We start from the raw sequence: 19,274 nt of genomic DNA on the forward strand, positions 1-19,274 counted from the left end.
GACGCTGGTTGTGCAGGGTCACTTTGGCCTTGCGACAAGAGCCTAACCGGCGCGGCCGTGTCAGTCGGCCGCGCGCCCGTCCCCTGGGACGAAAAAGGACCCAAGAGCGGTCACAGCAGGGCAAACGGCCAGAAATTTACTGGTCAGTAACTACAACAGTTGAACAATCAACACGGAAAGCGGTGAGCCCCGGCCCGGCCGCACGGGGGGAGGTGCGGCCGGGCCGGGGCGGTCAGCGAGGAGAGTGCTGAACTACTTCACCAGGTGGAGCTGCTGGCCCGGGAAGATCATGTCGGCGTCCGTGACGATGTCCTTGTTCAGCTTGAACAGCTGCTCCCAGCCACCCTTGACGTTGTGGTCGGCCGCGATCTGGCTCAGCGAGTCGCCGGTGACGACCTTGTACTCGCCGTCACCCTTCTTGACCTTCTCGCCGGTCGGGGTGGTGACGGTCTTCTTCTGCTCCGCCTCGGGGGCGGTCGAGCGGTCCGAGCGGTTGGTGGCGGGGGCCTCGGTGCGCTCGGCCTTCTTCGGCTCGGCCTGCTGGGCCGGAGCCGACTCCTGCTTCGGAGCGGTCTCGGTCTTGGAGGCGGTGTCGACACCCGGGTCGACACCGTCGTTGCTCAGGTTGCCGGCACCGGCGCAGGCCCAGGCACCCGGTCCCTGCATGGCGAGGAGCTTCTCGGCCACGGCGATCTGCTGGGACTTGCTGGCCAGGTCGGCGCGGGCCGCGTACTGCGTACCGCCGGCGGCGGCCCAGCTGGACTGCGAGAACTGCAGACCGCCGTAGTAGCCGTTGCCGGTGTTGATGGACCAGTTGCCGCCGGACTCGCACTGGGCGACCGCGTCCCACGTGGAGACGGAGGCCGCGGAGGCGCCGGTGGCACCCATCAGCGGCACGGCGATGGCGGCACCGGTCACACCGGCGAGCGTGGCGATACGGACGGCCCTGGACGGACGGCGGTGCTTGTTGCCCTTGCTGTTAAGCAGCATCGAGACTTCTCCTCACCGACGCCTACGAGGTGAGCTGTCGGGTTCGGGCCAAGTGAGTTGCCCGGCCGCACGTCCTAGCGCACGACTTCACCCCAAGCCGGTCCTGATGCGTCTCGCGACGATCCAGCCCGGCACTTACCTGGGTCCCCCGCTCCTGCCTACGGCGCTTTACGCGTCTGTTCCCTTCGACCGACGGCAGGATTCGGCGTGACGATCGACGGGGCCCGCGGTGCGAGCGGTTCTGACCGTAAACACACGCCACCCCGACATTCAAAGAGGGACATACCGGATAAACAGCCCTTACTTGTATCTGAAAAACATACATTTGCGCAGGTCGGAAGGGATGCGGAGGGAGCTCCCGGACAAGATGCGCCAGTTCACACGAAGAGACCCATGTCTCACTTAGTCAAAAGTGGGACATAGGCCTCTTAAGTACCCCGGATTTGAGGCGATTTCAGTTGTTGATCAGACCGCTCCCGCGGCCGCCCTCATCCGGCCTTCACGCCGAGATCGAGGCTCTGGCCAGGAAGGATGAGGTCCGGGTCGGAACCGACCGCCGCCTTGTTGGCCTCGTACAGCCCGGTCCAGCCGCCGGGCAGCTTCTGCGCGTCAGCAATCGCCCAGAGGTTGTCGCCCGGCCGGACGGTGTACGTACCGTCAGCAGCCGGTGCGCCCTTGTCCCGTGCGTCGGCCTCGCCGCGCGAGGCGTGCCGCCCCGCGTCCCGGTCACCGCCGGTCCCCTCCGGGGCCGGCGCGCCGCGGTGCCTGCCGCCCGTCTCCCCGCCCGAGGAGGACCCGCCCGGGGCGTCCGAGGGGCCGGTCGCACCGGAGGAGCCGGATGCCGAGGGCGTGGCGGACGGGGAGGCGGGGGCGTCCGGCGTACGGTCCTTGTCGGCGGTGTCGGCCGTGGCGTCGTCCGACGGGGTCCTCGTCGCGCCCTCGGACGCGTCGTCCGCCGGGTCGGCGCTCTCTGACGGGTCGGCACTCGCGGCCGGATCCGCACTCTCCGACGCGTCGGCGGACGGAGCGTCACCCGGGTCGACGCCCGGCAGCGACCCGTCCGTGGCGAGGCCGGAGATGACGGCGCAGCTGGGCCACGCCTTGGGCCCCTTGTCGCCCAGGACCTTCTCCGCCACGGCGATCTGCTGCGAGCGGCTGGCGAGGTCCGCCCGCGGGGCGTAGGACTCGCCGCCGTAGGACTTCCAGACCTCCTGCGAGAACTGCAGGCCGCCGTAGTAGCCGTTGCTGAGGTCGGCACTCCACATGCCACCGCTCTCGCACTCCGCGACCCGGTCCCAGGTCGAGGCGTCGGCGGCGTGCGCACCGGCCGCGCCGAGCAGCGGGATGGCAATGGCCGAGCCGGTCACGCCTGCGGCGACGATGATCGCGGGTGCCTGCCGAGGGCGACGGTGTCTGCCGTTCGCGGAGCCCATGGGAATGCCTTCCGTGTGACTGACGAGTGACGGGTGAGTCGAACGGTGAACCTAGCGGGACTCGAACGTGTGTCACAAGTCGATGCAGCGGAGATCACGTAAAAGTCACAGAGTTGACAGAGTGTCACCTTCCCCGGGAGCGGACCCACGGGCGGGCCCGGGGGTGAACTCCACCGGAAGCGTCCGCAGTCCACGCATGATGAGCCCGCCACGCCAGCGCAAATCGGCAGGTTCCACCGCGAGTCGCAGGTCCGGAAGGCGTTTCAGCAGCGTGGCGAGGGCTGCCTGGCCCTCCAGCCGGGCGAGCGGTGCGCCCAGGCAGTAATGGATGCCGTGCCCGTAGCCGAGGTGCTGATTGTCACGCCGCGCGAGGTCCAGCGTGTCCGGGTCACCGAAGCGTCCGGGGTCACGGTCGGCGGCCGCGAGCACCACGAGGACGGGGTCCCCCTCGGCGACCCGCTGCCCGCCGACCGTCAGCGCCTCGGTGGCGAACCGCCAGGTCGCCAGCTCCACCGGACCGTCGTACCGCAGCAGTTCCTCGACACCGGTGGCGAGCAGCTCCGTCTCCCCCGCCGCCAGGGACCGCTGGAGCCGCTCGCGCTGCTCCGGGTGGCCCAGCAGGGTGTGGACGCCGTTACCGATCAGATTCACTGTCGTCTCGAAGCCGGCGAACAGGAGGATGAAGGCCATCGCGGCGGCCTCGTTCTCGGTCAGGTGCTCGCCGTCGTCGCTCGCCCGGATCAGTCCCGAGATCAGGTCGTCCCCTGGGTTCTCGCGCTTGCGGTGGATGAGTTCGAGCAGATAGCCGCGCATCTTCTTCACCGAACGGGCCACCCCGCCCCTGGGGCCGCCGCCGTGGCGGATCATCATGCCCGCCCAGTCCCGGAAGTCGTCCTGGTCCTCGCGCGGGACGCCGAGCAGGTCGCAGATCGCGTAGATGGGGAGGGGGAAGGCGAACTCGTGGATGAGGTCCGCCTCCCCCTTCTCGATGAAGGAGTCGATGAGGCGGTCCGTCAGCTCCTGCACGCGCGGCTCGAACTCCGCGATGCGCCGGGGCGTGAACGCCTTCGAGACGAGACGCCGCAGCCGGGTGTGGTCGGGCGGGTCGATGTTCAGCAGATGCGTCATCAGCTCCGCCTTGCGCTCGCCCGGGATGCCCGTCCGTCCCTTGGCGTGCGCCGGCTCGGCGTGGTGCGCCGGGTTCTTGGAGAGCCGGGCGTCGGCGAGGGCCTGCTTGGCGTCCGCGTACCGGGTGACGAGCCAGGCCTCGACCCCGCTGGGCAGCGTCGTGCGGTGCACGGGGCTGTGCTCGCGCAGCCAGGCGTACGCCGGGTACGGATCGGTGGCGAACTCCCACGTGAAGAGTTCGGGGGCGGGGGTGGAGCCGTGGGCGGGGCAGCCGGCGGGGGCGTCGGCGGGTAGGTCGTTCACCCCCCGACGTTAGCCGCTGCCCCGTACCGGGCTATCCGTTGCCCTCCGCCGCCCTGATGGCGTCCCGGTAGGCGCGGCCCGCGGCCCGCAGGGCGGCCTCCGGGTCGGTGCCGTCCTCCTGTGCGCGCACCGCCAGCTCCAGGAGCCGGTAGCCGATGCCCTCGCCGTGCGGCAGCGCCACGTCGAGTCCGGCGGTGCGGGCCCGGCCGGCCAGTTTCGCCGCGAGTGCCAGGGCGGGCTGGCCGAGCGGCACCCCGTCGGTGACCGACTCGCGCCGCTTCTCGATCGCCTTGGTCCGCAGCCAGTGCGCGTGGACGTCCTCCGGGGTCTCGGCGGTCTCGTCGCCGAAGACGTGCGGATGGCGGTGGATCAGCTTCTCGACGAGCGTGGCGGCGACGTCGTCCACCGAGAACGGCTCCGTCTCGTCCTCCTCGGCGATGCGCGCGTGGAAGACGACCTGGAGCAGTACGTCGCCGAGCTCCTCGCGCAGTTCCTCGCGGTTGCCGTCCTCGATCGCCTCGACGAGTTCGTACGCCTCCTCGATGGCGTACTTGGCGAGGCCCTCGTGGGTCTTCCCCGAGGTCCAGGGGCACTCGATCCTGATCCGGTCCATGACCTGGACCAGGTCCAGCAGCCGGGCACCCGGCAGGTCGTACGAGCCGGGCAGCAGCTCCAGGTTCGGCATCCGCACCCGCCCCGAACCCGCCAGTCGCGCCAGCCCGTCGGTCAGCGGCTGGTTTCCCTCGCCGCCGCTGAGCACCACCACGGTCCGGCCTCCGGCGCAGGCGCCGACGAGCTCCGGTGCGCCGGGGACGGCCGGCTCCACGGTGATGCCCGCCTCGCGCAGATACGGCAGCTGTGGCTGGTCAGGCTCGGCGCACAGCACCCGGTCGGCGGCGTGCAGCGTCTGCCAGGCGGGCCAGGACAGCAGTCCCGGCGCGACCCGGTGGCTGGCGGTGAGCAGGACGATACGGCCGGGGTCTTCAGCGTTCACGCTGCGAATCTACCCGGCCGCCCGGCCACTGCTACGCCCCGGCCTCCGCGGGGGCCTGGGCGGGCTTGGTGACCTGGTTGATCCAGGGGGCCTTGTAGTCCGCGAGCTGGATCTGCTTGTTGTTCCAGGTGCCGTAGCGGGGGTTGACGTCGACCTTCAGCGCCTTGGACGCCTTCGTCAGCGCGTCGCCGAGGACCTTCGTGCCGGCCGGGGTCGACGGGTCGGCGCCGAGTGCCTGGGCGAGCTTGGTCAGCTGGATCTGCTCGCGCAGGAAGGAATCGATCTGGCCCGGGGAGATCCAGCGCTCCTGGAGCACCGCGGCCCGCAGTCCGTTCTCCCCCTTGTACTGGGCGACGGCCGACTGGCGCATCTGCTGGATCTCGGCGCGGCTGACGGTGACCCCGGCGTCGGCGGAGGCCCGGTCCAGGACCCGGTCCAGGATGATCCCGTGCAGCTTGGCGCGGACGAGCTGGCCGGACTGGTCGGCGCCCTGGGCGGGCTGCGCGGAGCTGTCCTGCGCGTCGCGCACGTCCGCCACCTGGGCCTGCACGGTGGACACCGCGATCCGGTCACCGCCCACGACGGCTGCCGCGCCGGGGTGGGCCTGGCTGCCGCAGGCGGAGAGGAGTGGCGCTGCGACGAGAGCGGCGGCGGAGACGGTGAGCGCGGTGCGACGGCGGCGGTGCAAAGGAGCCTCCCGAGGAGATTGTGCGGCGGTGCACAAGGCCTTGCGGTGATCGATGCTAGAGCATCCGGCGGGAGTTGGGGATGTGGTCTCCCCAGAGGCCCCGGTCAGCGCACCGGGAGTGACGTCTTCGGTGGCACGTCCGGCCGCAGCATGATCGTGCGCGAGACCACGAAGGTGATCGGGATGGCGGCCGCGGCCGCGACGAGCGGGGCGTACCGGTTGCTGAACCCGGCCAGGTCGACCAGCAGGTAGACCCCGCCGGTGGTGATGACGAAGTTGGCGGCGTTGGTGAGCGGGAAGAGCAGGAACTTCCGCCAGGTGGGCCTGGTGCGGTAGGTGAACCAGGAGTTGAGGAAGAACGACCCGGTCATGCTGAGTGCGAACGCGGCCACGTGCGCCGCTATGTACGGCAGCCGGGTCAGCAGGGCGAGGTAGCAGCCGTAGTACGTGCCGGTGTTCACGACGCCCACGAGTGCAAAGCGTGCCAGCTGTGCCTTGAGCGTCATCGGCGTACGGACTCCAGGGGTTCCGGCCGGGGGGCCGGTCCGCGGGTCCGGGTGTTGGTGTCCTGGACCAGGTAGTGCGGGCGGCGCTTGACCTCGTAGTAGATCCGGCCGACGTACTCCCCGACCACGCCGACCATCACCATCTGGACTCCGGCGAGGGCGGTGACGACGACGAGGAGGGTGACGTATCCGGGGGTGTCGACGCCCTTCACCAGGGCGACGCCGACGATCCAGCCGGAGTAGGCGAGGGCGAGGGACAGCAGCAGCAGGCCGAGGTAGAGCGCGGCGCGCAGCGGCTTGTTGTTGAAGGAGAGGAGCCCGTCGAGTCCGTAGTTCAGCAGTTTCCCGAAGGTCCAGGCGGACCGGCCCTCTTCGCGGACGGCGTTCTCGTAGCTGAAGGTCGTGGTGGGGAATCCGACCCAGGCGAAGAGGCCCTTGGAGAACCGGTTGTATTCGGTGAGTTCGAGTACGGCGTCGGCGGCGCGGCGGGAGAGGAGCCGGAAATCGCCGACGCCGTCGACGAGTTCCACGTCGACGAGGCGGTTGATCAGCCAGTAGTAGGCGCGGGCGGTGAGGGTGCGGGTGACGCGGTCGCCCTTGCGGGTGCGTCGGGCGATCACCTGGTCGTAGCCGTGCGCGTGTTCCTCCAGCATGCGGCCGACGAGTTCCGGCGGGTGCTGGAGGTCGGCGTCCATGATGACGACGGCGTCGCCCTCGGCGTGCTGGAGTCCGGCCAGCATGGCGGCCTCCTTGCCGAAGTTGCGGCTGAAGGAGACGTAGCGGGCGCGTGGGTCGGCGGCGGCGAGCTGCCGCAGGATCGGCAGGGTCCGGTCCGCGCTGCCGTCGTCGACGTACACGAGCTGGAACGCGTGACCCAGGCGGGTCATCTCGTCCGTCACGCGTTCATGGAAGCGTTCGAGAATCGCTTCCTCGTTGAAGCAGGGCACCACCAGCGAGATCAGCACACGGGTAGCTCAGCCGGTCCGTGTGTCGGGAGTGGATGCCGGGTGTGGCCGAGGGGCGGCCATTGGGTGAACTGGCCCTTGGGCGCCCGTAGTCGGGGCTCGTGCTCATCGTGGTGCGGCTCGTGAGGGCGCCGTTCGACGATGAGCACGGGCCGTGGAGGCCTCAGAGCCGCTTCGCGCTGCGCAGGGTCGCCGCGTAGTAGCCGTTGCCGTCGAGGCGTGAGGTGCCGCCCTTGTCGCCGATGGTGGGGCCGTTCACTTCCTCCCGGCTGGAGACGAAGATCAGGTGGCCGTCGGAGTCGTGGCCCATGTACATGCCGATGTGGTCGAGGCGCTGTCCGGTGCGCTGGTCGAGCTTGAAGAAGACCAGGTCGCCCGGTTGCAGGACGTCGATCGAGGTGGGCCGGTCCGCGGGCGTGATGCCCTTGAGCGGGATGACGTCCGCGCCGAGCTTGGAGCGGCCGATGCCGTTGGCGGTGCGGGGCAGTCCGTCGCCCTGGCCGTCGAGGGGGGCGAGGGGGTAGCGGGCGCGGTAGCCGAAGATCGTCCGCATGAAGCCCGAGCAGTCCATGGACCGGTAGCGGACCTTCGCCGGCTGGCGGGTGACGCCGTTGCGGAAGGTGTACGGGATGCCGAGGTAGTCGAAGAAGTCCGACTCCTCCAGGCGCAGGTCGTTGCCCTCGCTGCCGACCGGGTTGAGGGGTCCGAACTGGGCGTCCCCGGCGTAGGAGACTCCTTCGTCGTCCTTCTTGACCGGCGCTCCCTCGATGTACTGGAAGGCGAAGGCGAACAGGTCGTCCTCCTCGCTGCCGTAGTAGGTCTTGAACCAGTCCTTGAACCACTGCTGCTTCTCGGCGCCCTTCTTCCACTTCTCCGGCATCAGCCGCACCCAGTTCTCGGTGATGACCCGGGACTTGGTGCTGGTGGGTTCCGCGAAGGTACGGGAGGGGCCGGTGAGTGTGGCGGTGCGGGCGTGGTCGGTGAAGGTGGCGAGCACCTTGCCGCCGGCGTCGCGCAGGACCGTGCGGGCGGGTGTGTTCAGCCGTTCCCAGGTCTGCTCGCCGGACTTCAGCTCGGCTCCCGCCGGCTTGTCCGTGATGGCCTGGACGGCGGGCGCCTTCGCCTGTTCGTCCTTGCGGAGCTCGACGGTGAAGTACGCGCTGCCCGCGAGCAGCGCCACCACTGTGACGCCGTGCAGGATCTGACGGGGGCGCTTGGACTGCTTGGTACGGGGAGCGGTCATGAGATCACCTCAGGCAGACGGAAGGGCGCCGAGCAGGATGCCGGCGGTCAGGACGACGTAGGCGAGGAGCGAGACCGAGCCGGTGGCCAGCAGCGTCGCGCCCTTCGGCTGGCGGACCAGCTGGTAGGCGATGAGTCCCGGGACGATGAAGCCGAGAGTCTGGTTGGCGTACATCAGCGGGAACTCCACCTGGAGCACAATCATCACCGTCGCCTGGAGGATGACCCCGGTCAGCACCACCGCGGAGAACAGCCGCTTCCCGTAGAGGATGACGACCTTCTGGAGCAGCAGCACGGAGACGTAGGTGAGGACGGTGACGCCGACCACCATGGCGGCGCGCTGGAGGTCCTCGACGAGGGTCAGTGCGAGCCAGCCGGGGGTGATCATGCCGCCGGGTGAGAGGTTGGTCGTCAGGTAGCAGACCAGGGAGAACATCAGGCCGAGCGCGATACCGATGGCGGCGATCTCGGGCGTCAGGACGGTGGGGATCAACGGGGGTCTCCTGCGCTGTTCTGCCGGCTCTGCTGGTAGGGGTCCTGCGGCGGGTACGGGTCCGGGTGCGGGCCCTGCTGTCCCGTGGGCTGCTGCCCGTGCCGGTACGGCTGCTGGTGCGGGTCTTCCGGCTCCTGCCGGTGGTCCGGGGGCCGGCTGTCCGGGGGCAGCGCGGGCTCGAACATGCCGCGCTGCCGGGGCTGGGCCGGCACCGGTGCCGGGGTCTGTGCCGGGGTCTGGACCGGTGCCTGGGCCTGGGCCAGGGTCTGGACCGTGGGGTGCGGCTGGTAGCGGGTCTCGTACGCCTCCGGGTAGGGCGCGTACGGGTCGAGGTGCGGCCGGTACTGCTGGAGCGGCAGCGTCTCGTCGTGGCGGATGTGCTGCGGGGCGTGCGGGGCCGGCTGCTCGTCCGGGACCGCCGTTTCCTGCTCGTCCGGGGTCTCCTGGGCCGGCTCGTCCGGGGCCGGGTCGAGCAGCTCGTCGGGGGTCTCGTCGGGCGGGAGTTCGCTGAGGTGCTCCAGCAGGAGTTCGCCCTGGCCGTGGATGTTGCCGATGGCGATCAGTGACGAGTCGGGCCCGAGGCCGCCGAGCAGCTCGCGCATGAACTCCTCCGGATCGCGCCGGTCGCCGCCGAGGTCCACCGCGCGGTCGCGCCATTCGGCGGGGATCGCGTCGATGGCGCTCTTGGCGGGGTGGCCGATGACGAAGACCTTGTCGGGCTGGAGGTCGGGGATGATCTCGCCCATCTGGCCGTTGCGTTCGACGCGGTCGGGGCGGCAGTTGATGACGACGTTCAGCGGGCGGTGGACGGCGCCCAGGTCCAGCAGCTGGTTGACGTTCATCAGGGTCGACTCGGGGTCGTTGGCGGCGAAGACGTTGGCGAACCGGAGCTTCTTGCCGTCCGGTGTCACGTACCTCTCGACGGAGAGGACGCCCGGGTCCGGCGGGGCGTCGTACATGCCCTTCAGCGCGGTCTCCCGTTCCACGCCGAGCAGTTCGGCGACCTTCAGGGCGATCGCCACGTTCTCCTTGAAGGTGAACCAGCTGAAGCCGCGCAGCTCCTCGTCGCTCACGGTCTCGGGGTCGGCGTAGATGAGCTCGCAGTCGCGGGCGTCGGCCTCCTCCTGGAGGATCGCGAACCGGTCGACCTCCGCGGTCACGCAGATGCCGCCCTCCGGCATGGAGCGGCAGAGCGAGCGCGCCACGTCGTCGAGGGTGGGGCCCATCTCGGCCAGATGGTCCTCGCGCACGTTGCAGAGCACGCCGATCGTGGAGCGGATCAGCTTGGACTGGTTGATCTCCTGGAGCGCCGGCATCACCGCCATGCACTCGATGACCAGGGCCTGGGGCTCGTACGAGGCGGCGCGGCGCACGATGCCGATCTGTTCGACGACGTTGGCCAGGCCGAATTTGCGGTAGACGGGTTCCTCAGTGGCGTCCGGGTGGATGAACCGGGCGGCCGTGCCGGTGGTCTTGGCGACGGTCACCAGATCGCCGCCGCGCAGGGCGCCCGCGCAGAGCCGGGTGATGGAGGACTTACCGCGGATGCCGTTCACCAGGACCCGGGCGGGTATTCGCTCCAGGTTGATGAAGTGGCGTCGCTGCTCGACGATGCCCGCTGTCAGCAGGATCGCGCAGCACACCACCAGCACGGTGTAAAGGAACAGCACGGCCGGTCAGGTCCTTTCGGCGTAGGTCGTGGGCGCCGTCGGCGCGGTCTCGCGCTTCTGCTGCGCCGGGAGCTGCTGGCGCAGCAGTTCCAGGGAGCGGGTGACGGCGCCGACCTCGTCGTGGTGGCGCGGATAGAGGACGGTGCGCCGGTCGCCGCCGGCGAGCGCCTCCGCCTGGTCGGCGAGGGCGCGCAGCGGGCGTACGACGACGATGTGCAGCCAGCCCAGGCAGGCGATGGCCGCGGCCATTCCCAGCAGTCCGGCGAGCACCGTGAGGTTCTGCCGGCGGTATTCGGGGATGGCGAGGGAGCTTGCGGGCTGTCGGCTGACCACGGTCCAGCCGAGGGACTTCGCCGCCCCGCCGCCGACGAAGGGCGCGGCCGCGGCGATCTGCACCTTGCCGCCGTCGCGGTACAGGATGCCGCTGGGGTGGGTGCTCACACCGGTCTTCTGGTTGGTGCCGGCCACGAGGGTCCGCAGGCGTTCGCCGGACAGCTCCTGGAAGGCGCGGTAGCCGGAGTTGCCGCCGATGATCCGCTGTTTGTCGTCGACGATGTTGACCTGGCCGAGGCCGGGCCGCTTGAGCAGGGCGTTGACGAACTCGATGCGGAACTCGCCGACGACGGTGGCGCCGTCGCGGCCGGGTATCTGGGCCTGGGCGACGATGACCGGCTTCTTGCCGGAGTCGTTGAGCACCCGGATCAGCTGGCCGGAGGATGCCTTGCCGGACGGCTGGTGCGGGGTGTCGCCGGCGTGTGCGGCGACCTTCCCGGAGGCGTCGAGGACGTACAGCGACTGGTAGCGGTCGTGCTCCTGACGGGTGCGGTCCAGGACGGTGCGCATGTCGGTGGGTGAGGTGTCGGCGCCGATCAGTGTGGCCACGGACAGGAGGTCGGCCTGTCCCTCGTTGAGGGCCCGGCGCACCCGGTCGGTGAGGGTGTCGGTGCGCTCGCGCTGGTCGTTGACGAGTTGCTGCGGTACGACGGCGGTGGCGTCGGCCCGGTTGAGGAGCAGCAGCATCGGGGCGCACCAGGCGAGGACGAGGACTCCGCAGACGACGAGGAGTCCGCGGGTGCCGAACCGGCCGCGGCGGGGCGGCTCGGCGGACCGGGGCTCGCCGAGCAGCTGACGGCGCAGCCGTTCCAGGGAGTTCCCGATCCGGGCCGCCTCACCGTACGAGGGGGTGCTGACGGGTCGGGTGAGGTCGCCGCGGGTGAGCCGGCGGCTCTCCAGGAAGAGGCGGATCAGCGGCCGTTGGACGGTGCCCAGGAGCAGTGCGACGGCGAGTGCGCCGACGACGACCAGGCAGCCCGCGGCCACCAGGCCGAAGAACGGTCCGGCGACGGCGGTGGGATTCTCGGCCACCGGGACCATGGCGACGACGCTGAGGCCGAGTCCGGTGGCGACGGTGGGTTCGCCGGGCTGGGGGCCGGCGAGGGAGGCGTAGCCGGCGACGTTGCGGTCGCCCGCGTGCACGCTGCCGAGCAGGCTGCCGCTGACGCCGGGGAAGCCGCCGGAGCCGGGCTCCTTGGCGGACAGCGGGTGCCGGCGGACCTTGACGGAGGCGGTCTTCGCGAAGCTCTTCAGCTGCTTGTCGGCGCGTTTGGCGTCGGCGCGCTGGGTGTCGGTGAGCAGTTGCTCGGGCTGCGGGATGCCGTCGCTGGAGAGGATGGCTGCGTCCGCGTCGATGACGGCGATGGAGCGGAACTGGCCCAGGCTGATGCCGGGGAAGCGCAGGTTGCTGGAGGCGACGAGGAGTTGCTGCGGTGCGCCGGGCCAGGAGAGCAGTGCGAAGGAGAGCAGCCGGGTCTCCCCGTTGGCCAGCTTCACCATGCGGGGGCCGAGCGCGTCCTTGCCGCTGAGCTTGGAGGTGTCGATCGCGGTGAGGGGGACGTTCTCGCCGCGGGCGGCGAGCAGCTTGCCGGAGGAGATCTCGACGACGGCTGTGCCGGTCCACTTCTGGTAGACGCTGCTGATCTTGTCGAGCACCGCGTCGGGAGAGACCTGGTCCGCGGCGTTGAAGAGGCCGGCGGTCCGCCCCAGGTCGGTGAAGCTCTCGTCGATGGAGGCGCGCAGGGCGATGGCGCCGTCCTCGGCGAACTCCTGCTGGGAGGTCAGTACCGCCTCGGGTACGCGGTCCTGCACCGTGCGGCCCAGTCCGAGCGCGGTGATGGCGGCCAGCGAGAGCAGCAGGGCCGAGAGGACCGCGATGGGCGGTCGTATACCACCCAGCAGCGACATATCGGCCCGGCGGCGGACCTTGTGTCGCCGCTTCACAGGCGAGGCGGCCATGGTGCTTCCCTTCTGGAACTTCTTGCGTTTTCTGGTACTGCGGCACTGCGGGAGCGGTCGGCGCACGGCAGGAGTGGTCGATCCTGCGGGAGCGAGCGGAACTTTCGCGCAGTGCGGAACTTCTGCGGCTTCTGTCTCTTTCAGGTCTTTTCGAGTCTTCGGGGCGCGTCGGCATACCCAAGGAATCGAACGCCTACACGGAAGATCATGACTCGTTCGCATTCCGAACGGTTGTAGTCGAACGAGCAGTTGTGACGCAGACCACTCGGATCAGGCCACTGGGGCGGTGGGATGAACCCGGCCGACATCCCGTGTTCATCCGACCGCCATCACCGACCCCGTCACCGGCCGCCACCACTCACCGTGTTCACCCCGAGCGCCCCCACCGACCGCGATGACGCTCCGCGTTGACGGCCCGTACTGGCTCACCGTCAGCCGGGCAGGTCCTCCAGCGGTTTCAGGCCGTCCTGCGCCGCTCCGCGGTTGAGCATCGTGCCCTGGGTGCGCTCGAACGCCAGCCGGTAGCGGGCGCGTTCCTCCGGCGTCAGCTTCTTGTCGTCGCGCAGCGCCGCGGCCACATCGATGAGCCGGTGGTCCTGCACCGCGTCGGACGGCGCCGGGTTCGCCGCGTCCGCCTCGGGCGGAATGGAGACGAGCGTCGGCACGTACCGCGCCTGCACGTCCCACGACCCGCCGCGCTTGCGGAACTCGAACCAGCCGATGATGCCTTCCTCGGTCAGTCCGGACGGCACCTCGTGCCGGGCGACCTGATTGCCCAGCCCGTACGCGATCCAGGTCCCGTCGACCTTCTCCATCGGCTGCACGACATGGGCGTGATGGCCGATGACCAGGTTGATGCCGGTCTCCCGGGCGATCCTGCGCGCCAGCTTGATCTGCCCCGAGCTGGGCTCCGGGTGGTGCTCGCGCCCCCAGTGGATGCTCAGGATGACCACATCGGCGCCGGCCGCGCGGGCACCCTTCTCGGCTTCCTTGATCCGGGCGAAGTCGTTCTGGTTGACGACCCAGGGCGTGCCGGCCGGGACCTCGCGCCCGTTGAAGCCGAAGGCGTACGAGAGCTGCGCCACCTTGACGCCCTTGACGTCCATGATCAGCGGCTTGTCGGCCTCGGCCTTGCTGCGCGCCGAGCCGGTGTGCTTCAGCCCGGCCTTGTCGAGGGCGTCGAGGGTGCGCTTCACTCCGGACCGGCCGTGGTCGAGCGTGTGGTTCGACGCGGTCGAGCAGGTGTCGTAGCCGATCTGCTTCACCGCCGTGGTGATCTGCGGCGGCACCAGGAAGTCGGGGAAGCTGCGGAACGGTCCGTTCGGCTTGCCCACCACCGGCTCGAAGTGGCAGATCGCCAGATCGGCACGGGAGATGACGGGCTGCACCCCGGCCATGAGCCGGTGGAAGTCCAGTCCCTGCTTCCCCTCGGCCTTCGCGTCCTTGCGGGCCTGCTCGATCAGCGGCGGGTGGATCAGGATGTCGCCGGCCGCGGCGACGGTGAACGACGGCCCTCCGCCCTTGGCCGGACCGCCCCCGTCGGACTCGGTGTCACTGCCCAGGAGGGAGCAGCCGGTGAGGGCCAGCGCGAGGAGCCCCACCAGGGCGGCGCGAGAGGTGAAGGGAACATAAGGACGTCGGGTCACCCATGTATTTTTACTTGAATATGACGAGCAAATGGGCCAAAAACTCGGCGATCTCTGCAACATTGCTGGTCACAGCCGTCGTAGCGGCTGTTGTGGTGCTCGTCACCTCCCCCGGTGGAGGGGGTTCCGACGGGGACCGGCCGCAGCGTGCCCGGCCCCGTGACGGCGTCGACCTGGCAGCCCGGATCGACGCGTACACCCGGGACACGATCAGCCGCAGCGGCTTCCACCCGCCGACGGCCCTGGACCGCCGCACCGTCGCCGACGGCGTCGGCCTCTACCTGGAGGGCCGCCACAAGGACGCCGCACGGCGCCTCGCCGAGGTCGACTTCGGGGTGGCCACGTTCACGGACACGGCCACCGGCCGGCCCTTCGCCGAGATCTCCGACCGGGCCCGGGAATCCGCCCGGGGCTGGGGACGCGTGTACATCGACCTGTCCCGCCCCACCCCGACCTGGTCGGTCCAGGTCCCGCACCCGGTCGCCGACGCCGACAGCGAGAAGCTGGGCGTGGGCGCCTGGCGGGCCACGCCGGGCGGGGTCATGGTCCTGGCGGGCGCGAACCGCAGAGCGGGCGAGGGTGACGCGGCGGATGTCGCCCACCGCCGGGACACCGTCTTCCACGCGGTCTGCGCCGAGCTGGTCACCCGCCGGCTGCCCGGCATCCAGCTCCACGGCTACGCCGACTCCACCGAACCGGACTACGACGTGATCGTCTCCACCGGGAAGGGCGACCACGGCCGCGCCTGGGGCGAGGGGCTGGCGACGGCACTGCGGCGGGAGGGCTTCGAGGTCTGCCGGGTCTGGATACGCCGCTGCTCCCTGGAGGGCCGCACGAACGTCCAGGGCCGGGCCGCGGCGGCGGCCGAACTCCCCTTCCTGCACGTCGAGTTCAGCCGCAAGGTCCGGGCTTCGCCGCGCCGGACCGCCGACGCGGTGACGGCGATCAGGGAAGCGGCGATCAGGGAGGCGGCGGCGGGCCACACCGCACAGAGCCTCCGGACCGCGCCGGCCGGGGGGTAGGGGGCACGGCCTCGGGCCGACGCCGCCGCGCGAAAAGCCCGGCTGGGGGCTCCAGCCGGGCGTCCGCGTCTTCCCCTTGGGCCCGGTGCAGCACCAGTGGCGCGACCGCGCCCCGGGCTACGGGCGGAAGCTGCCCGGCCGACTCCCCTTGGTTTCCGTTGAGGCTTTCCAGGATTTCAAGGACGATCGACGCAGCTCCTGGGAGACCCCGGCGGCCCCCGCGTGGTTGCTTGGATACGAACGCGGGCCCCCGGAGTGTGCCGGAGGCCCGCGCTCATCCCGCTGCCGGGGCTACAGACTCATTGGCGGACGGTCGAGGTCGAACAGGTCAGGATCCTGCTTGGTCAATTCCTCCTCGAAGGCAGGCCATCCGTTCTTCGTGACGTAATTCGCCTCGACGCCGTGGATCGGCACCAGCCACACCACGGAGACATGCGTCCCGTTTTCCAGATCGACGGAGAAGAAGCCGTCGTCAAAGTAGACCGGCATCGCCGCGTAGAGGTGCGTCAGCGTTCCGCCCGGACACAGCGGCATCGGCAGGGGCACGACGTCCCCCCGCAGCACCGCCGTTCCGGACGTCACCAGACGCTCCGCCGCCCATTCCAACACTCCGGGAAAAGGACCGTACTCGTCCCCGGCGATGGGGCGGTTGCAGCCGAGCAGTTCCAGATGCTGGGGATCACCCGTGGTGGGCGAGACCAGGTGCGTCCGGTGCAGGGTGGTGGTGGCGTAGGCCTGGACTCCGTCGAGGACGCCGCCGGTGAAGTACCCCACCTCTGCGGCGCCCTCCGGAGCGCCGTCCCTGACCGACCATGCCCCGACGAGTCGACCCAGACGTGATTCGAGATGGTCGATCAGAACAGCCATCTTCTTTACTACCCGTCCTCTCTGTTTCCTGCGCCACGGTTGCACGGAACGCATTCGAGTCGTACATCCGTATGGGAATTATCGAGCACCTGCTCACGAGTCACGTTGGCCGGGAATTTCCGGTTCGACCAACTCTCGGGATAGTGACCGCCGTCCCATTGCCCACCGCGGTCCTGTCCCTTGGTGGGATCGCCGCCGACCACACCGACACAGTTCGGCCCCTGTCTGGGGCAGACCCGGCCGGGCCGCCCGCTCGCCAGCACACCCACCTTGGCGTCGTCCGGCAGACTGCCACGAGGCGCCGCGCTGCCCGGCGAGCGAGCCATGACCGAGCTGTACAGCGTGAGCATCGGAACCGTGCGCCGCGCCATCTCGGAACTACGAAAGCGTGAACTCGTCGCCACCCTGCCCGCAAAGGGCACCTACGTCATCGGAGTGCCGGGACCAACCGACTGCTCGCCGGGAGAAGCCACAACCGGCGACTGAAACTCCCTGCCCAGCGCCCTGAAAACGCCCCGAAAGAGTCGTCCTCGCCTACTCCTACTGAGATTGAACTCGTGAAGTCATAGGGGCTGACGAGGGGTGTCTGCCTGCGGTGTCACGAGAGGATGAGGTATCCACAGGGTGGCGGGTTGACTGCTGAACGGCAGTGCAAGCGCCAGGAGTTACGGCTCCAGGCAGCTGAGCGGTTCGCTCGGGGCGAGGGCAGTACGGCGATCGCCAGGGATCTGCGGGTCAGTGTCCGATCGGTGCAGCGGTGGCGTCACACGTGGGCCGAGGGCGGCCCGCGATCCTTGAGGTCGCAGGGGCCCGCGTCGCTGCCGAGACTGAGTGAGAAGCAGTTCGCGCAGCTGGAGTCCGAGCTGGCCAAGGGGCCGGCCGCGCACGGCTGGGAGGACCAGCGCTGGACTCTGAGCCGTGTGAAGACGGTGATCGGACGGCGCTTCCACCCGGATGTAGCACCGCAGTTGCGCTCCTCGCCGGTGACGCAGAGCGCCGTGAAGGCCGGCAGTGCCAGGGGGTCGGAGACGGCGGTCACGTGGTACTCGCGGAAGCGATAGCGCCCCCGTGCGGCATCGCGGACCTGTGCGTCGGTGTCCGCAGAGTCAGGCACCCTCGTCCGCCTCTCCCTCTTCCGGGTCCGGGAGGCGCTGCCCGCGCGAGTCGGCTACTCGGAGCGCGTCTGCCAGGGCCTCGGTCAACCGGCGGGCCAGCCAACAGTATTCGGTGGCCGACAGAGTTGGCACTCCGGGAGCCGTGGCTTCTCAGGCGTGCTCCAGCAGCTCCTGGCCCATGCCGAGCTGTACCGTCTCGATTCTGTCGGCGAGGGTGGAGAGGTAGCCCCGGCCGTCGCTGCTCAGGTAGCAGGGCTTCCCCTCCGGGCTGGTCCACGGCAGTAAGCGGGGGCCTCCCCCACCCGACGCGGCGTCGTACAGGTCTCTGCGACGCATGCGGTCGGCATCGCTCCTGGGCTGGCTCACTGGGCACCCCCGGCCTGGGTCACTGATGGTGGTCACACCGACCGTAGGCACTGACTGACTGTCACCCCAGGTGGGAGCCATGACAGTTCGCGACTCTTGGTTCACGAACTGCCACGCTGTGTGGCAGCTACCCGACGACGCCCAGGTAGTCGGCCATTTCGCGCATCTCCATCGTGAGGGTGCGCTTGCGCTTGCCCAGGATCTCCTGCATGGTCTCGGCGGCCCCGTTCTGGTGCCGCAGCCACTGCGGGGCGGCTTCCCTGGCGCGGGTCAACTCCTCCATGGCGGCCGACAGGTCGCCGGTCCGGGTGTGGGCGCGCGCCACATCGAGGGTGAAGCGGTTCCCGTCGTTGGTGCTGGGCCTGCCCAGGCGTTTCCACGCCTTGGGCGACAACTCCTCCTGCTCGCCTGCCTTGCGCACCACGGCGCGGGCGTCGCCGATGACCAGCGAGTCTTCGAGTGCTTTGACCGCGACGGTGACCGGCCCGAAGACGGACCAGTGCCGGGAGACGTTGCGATGTGCCGTCCCGACAGCGGTTGCCGCGACGCGGGCGGCCTGACGGTACGCCTTCGCCTCGTCGGGACGGTTGTTCCTCGCGGCTGCGGCGGCGGCCTCCATCGCCAGGCCGCCCCACACCGCGTAGTGGTCCGGCTCGGCCCCGGTGATCTTCGGCTCCACCGCTTCCATGCTCTGGGCAGCGACCTGTTCCGCCTCGTCCAAGCGGCCCTGCCGCACCAGCAACCAGCACATGCAGCCGACACCCGAGCCCGCCGCGAGCATGTCTCCGGCCTGACGGGCGTCCATGATGGCGCCGCGCAGGGCGGCGTACGCGATGTCGTACTGCCGTACCTGGGTGAGGTAGGTGCCGGCCAGACGCAGCGCCTCGGCACGGGCCAGCAGAGCCTGCCGGTGCTCGTCCCCGGCGTCGTAGTATGCGACGGCCTGTGCGGCATCATGCAGCAGGACCGGCAGTTGAGCCGCGACGCTCTTGTAGCTGTCGGAGAAGTACAGCACCCGTGCGTCTTGCAGCGTCTGCCGGAAGGTGCGCAGGTTCGGCTCCTCGCCCACGGCTTCGGCCTCCTGCTCCACGAGCCCGACGGCCGGGGTGAGGGCGGCGCGGAGCTGGATCAGGTTGACGCGGTTCGGCTCTTCGGTCCGGCCGACGGGCTCCGGGGCATCGGACGCCATCAACACGGCTGTGGTCACCCCCAAGGCTCGGGCGAGCGTGTGCAGGGTCTCCATGCGGAGAGTGCCGCCCTGCTCGGCCTTGCGTACCGTGCCCGGCGAGACGCCTGCGGCGTGGGCCAGTTCCTCCTGGCTCATCCCCGCGCGACGCCGGTACCTGCGGACGTTGTCGGCCAGCTCCGAAATCATCAACTCACCACCTCCCACTCCACGGTACGCCCGGCCAGCACATCACCCGGGGGCGATCCGGCAGACACCCACCCACGGGGGCTACCCCACGACCTGGCGTGCCGGGACTTCGGCAGGATCGGGGCCTGAGCGGGAGGGGTCCCTCACCGTCGCCCCGCTCCTGCTCCTCGGCTGGGGCC

18 protein-coding genes, 1 pseudogene and 1 riboswitch are annotated in these 19,274 nt (G+C 70.0%); of the genes and pseudogenes, 3 read left to right on the forward strand and 16 right to left on the reverse strand.

The features are described 5' to 3' along the window. Positions 1-252: 252 nt before the first annotated feature. From ACIO3R_RS14190 to ACIO3R_RS14245, 12 genes are all read right to left on the reverse strand, one after another. Positions 253-990 (reverse strand): transglycosylase family protein, encoded by a 738-nt coding sequence (locus ACIO3R_RS14190; RefSeq protein ID WP_385037622.1) that lies wholly within the window; start codon positions 988-990, stop codon positions 253-255. A gap of 4 nt (positions 991-994) precedes the next feature. Beyond that, a riboswitch (cyclic di-AMP (ydaO/yuaA leader) is annotated at positions 995-1,166 on the reverse strand. A 312-nt stretch (positions 1,167-1,478) separates the two neighbouring features. After that, positions 1,479-2,423, reverse strand: coding sequence for a transglycosylase family protein (locus ACIO3R_RS14195; RefSeq protein WP_402105750.1), 945 nt, complete (start codon positions 2,421-2,423; stop codon positions 1,479-1,481). Between the two features lie 105 nt (positions 2,424-2,528). Further along, positions 2,529-3,854 (reverse strand): cytochrome P450, encoded by a 1,326-nt coding sequence (locus ACIO3R_RS14200; RefSeq protein ID WP_385037616.1) that lies wholly within the window; start codon positions 3,852-3,854, stop codon positions 2,529-2,531. A gap of 31 nt (positions 3,855-3,885) precedes the next feature. Then, a complete protein-coding gene (locus tag ACIO3R_RS14205; RefSeq protein WP_402105751.1) occupies positions 3,886-4,848 on the reverse strand; it encodes a nucleoside triphosphate pyrophosphohydrolase in 963 nt (320 codons plus the stop codon). A gap of 31 nt (positions 4,849-4,879) precedes the next feature. Further along, on the reverse strand, positions 4,880-5,536 hold the full coding sequence (locus ACIO3R_RS14210) for a SurA N-terminal domain-containing protein (RefSeq protein ID WP_385037611.1): 657 nt from the start codon (positions 5,534-5,536) through the stop codon (positions 4,880-4,882). Between the two features lie 104 nt (positions 5,537-5,640). Beyond that, the gene (locus ACIO3R_RS14215) at positions 5,641-6,042 is read right to left on the reverse strand and encodes a GtrA family protein (protein ID WP_385037609.1); all 402 of its coding nucleotides are present in this window, start codon (positions 6,040-6,042) and stop codon (positions 5,641-5,643) included. Then, positions 6,039-7,007 carry a glycosyltransferase family 2 protein gene (locus ACIO3R_RS14220; protein ID WP_385037606.1) on the reverse strand — a complete coding sequence of 323 codons (969 nt, stop codon included), beginning with the start codon at positions 7,005-7,007 and terminating at the stop codon, positions 6,039-6,041. The genes ACIO3R_RS14215 and ACIO3R_RS14220 overlap by 4 nt, the downstream gene beginning before the upstream one ends. A 163-nt stretch (positions 7,008-7,170) precedes the next feature. Beyond that, the gene (locus ACIO3R_RS14225; protein WP_402105753.1) at positions 7,171-8,250 is read right to left on the reverse strand and encodes an NlpC/P60 family protein; all 1,080 of its coding nucleotides are present in this window, start codon (positions 8,248-8,250) and stop codon (positions 7,171-7,173) included. A 9-nt stretch (positions 8,251-8,259) separates the two neighbouring features. After that, positions 8,260-8,742 carry a poly-gamma-glutamate biosynthesis protein PgsC/CapC gene (locus ACIO3R_RS14230; RefSeq protein WP_073738471.1) on the reverse strand — a complete coding sequence of 161 codons (483 nt, stop codon included), beginning with the start codon at positions 8,740-8,742 and terminating at the stop codon, positions 8,260-8,262. Further along, positions 8,739-10,412 carry a poly-gamma-glutamate synthase PgsB gene (gene pgsB, locus ACIO3R_RS14235; RefSeq protein ID WP_402105754.1) on the reverse strand — a complete coding sequence of 558 codons (1,674 nt, stop codon included), beginning with the start codon at positions 10,410-10,412 and terminating at the stop codon, positions 8,739-8,741. The genes ACIO3R_RS14230 and pgsB overlap by 4 nt, the downstream gene beginning before the upstream one ends. A 6-nt stretch (positions 10,413-10,418) precedes the next feature. After that, positions 10,419-12,704, reverse strand: coding sequence for a HAMP domain-containing protein (locus ACIO3R_RS14240; RefSeq protein WP_385037597.1), 2,286 nt, complete (start codon positions 12,702-12,704; stop codon positions 10,419-10,421). A 431-nt stretch (positions 12,705-13,135) separates the two neighbouring features. Next, positions 13,136-14,350, reverse strand: coding sequence for a CapA family protein (locus tag ACIO3R_RS14245; protein ID WP_385037594.1), 1,215 nt, complete (start codon positions 14,348-14,350; stop codon positions 13,136-13,138). Positions 14,351-14,412: 62 nt separating this feature from the next. Between ACIO3R_RS14245 and ACIO3R_RS14250 the strand changes: the two genes are divergently transcribed. After that, positions 14,413-15,372 carry a hypothetical protein gene (locus ACIO3R_RS14250; protein ID WP_402105755.1) on the forward strand — a complete coding sequence of 320 codons (960 nt, stop codon included), beginning with the start codon at positions 14,413-14,415 and terminating at the stop codon, positions 15,370-15,372. Positions 15,373-15,663: 291 nt separating this feature from the next. Here ACIO3R_RS14250 and ACIO3R_RS14255 read toward each other — a convergent pair whose 3' ends face one another. Continuing rightward, positions 15,664-16,239 carry a suppressor of fused domain protein gene (locus ACIO3R_RS14255; RefSeq protein WP_385037589.1) on the reverse strand — a complete coding sequence of 192 codons (576 nt, stop codon included), beginning with the start codon at positions 16,237-16,239 and terminating at the stop codon, positions 15,664-15,666. A gap of 8 nt (positions 16,240-16,247) precedes the next feature. Then, positions 16,248-16,610, reverse strand: a complete 363-nt coding sequence (locus ACIO3R_RS14260; RefSeq protein ID WP_402105756.1) for a GH-E family nuclease — start codon at positions 16,608-16,610, stop codon at positions 16,248-16,250. On the opposite strand from ACIO3R_RS14260, the gene ACIO3R_RS14265 reads away from it, so the two are divergent. Together ACIO3R_RS14265 and ACIO3R_RS14270 are read left to right on the forward strand one after the other, a co-directional pair. Next, complete coding sequence (locus tag ACIO3R_RS14265; RefSeq protein WP_385037583.1) at positions 16,510-16,725, forward strand: GntR family transcriptional regulator; 216 nt, start codon at positions 16,510-16,512, stop codon at positions 16,723-16,725. The genes ACIO3R_RS14260 and ACIO3R_RS14265 overlap by 101 nt on opposite strands. 122 nt (positions 16,726-16,847) lie before the next feature. Then, entirely contained in the window at positions 16,848-17,300 is a 453-nt protein-coding gene (locus ACIO3R_RS14270; RefSeq protein WP_402105758.1) for a helix-turn-helix domain-containing protein, read from the forward strand. A 45-nt stretch (positions 17,301-17,345) separates the two neighbouring features. Here the strand turns inward: ACIO3R_RS14270 and ACIO3R_RS14275 are convergent. Beyond that, positions 17,346-17,690, reverse strand: a pseudogene (locus tag ACIO3R_RS14275) (hypothetical protein). Between the two features lie 157 nt (positions 17,691-17,847). Beyond that, positions 17,848-19,095, reverse strand: a complete 1,248-nt coding sequence (locus ACIO3R_RS14280) for a helix-turn-helix domain-containing protein (RefSeq protein ID WP_402105759.1) — start codon at positions 19,093-19,095, stop codon at positions 17,848-17,850. Positions 19,096-19,274: the final 179 nt, after the last annotated feature.

Origin of the sequence: Streptomyces sp. NPDC087428 (assembly GCF_044744085.1) — a bacterium.
Classification (GTDB): Bacteria; Actinomycetota; Actinomycetes; order Streptomycetales; family Streptomycetaceae; genus Streptomyces.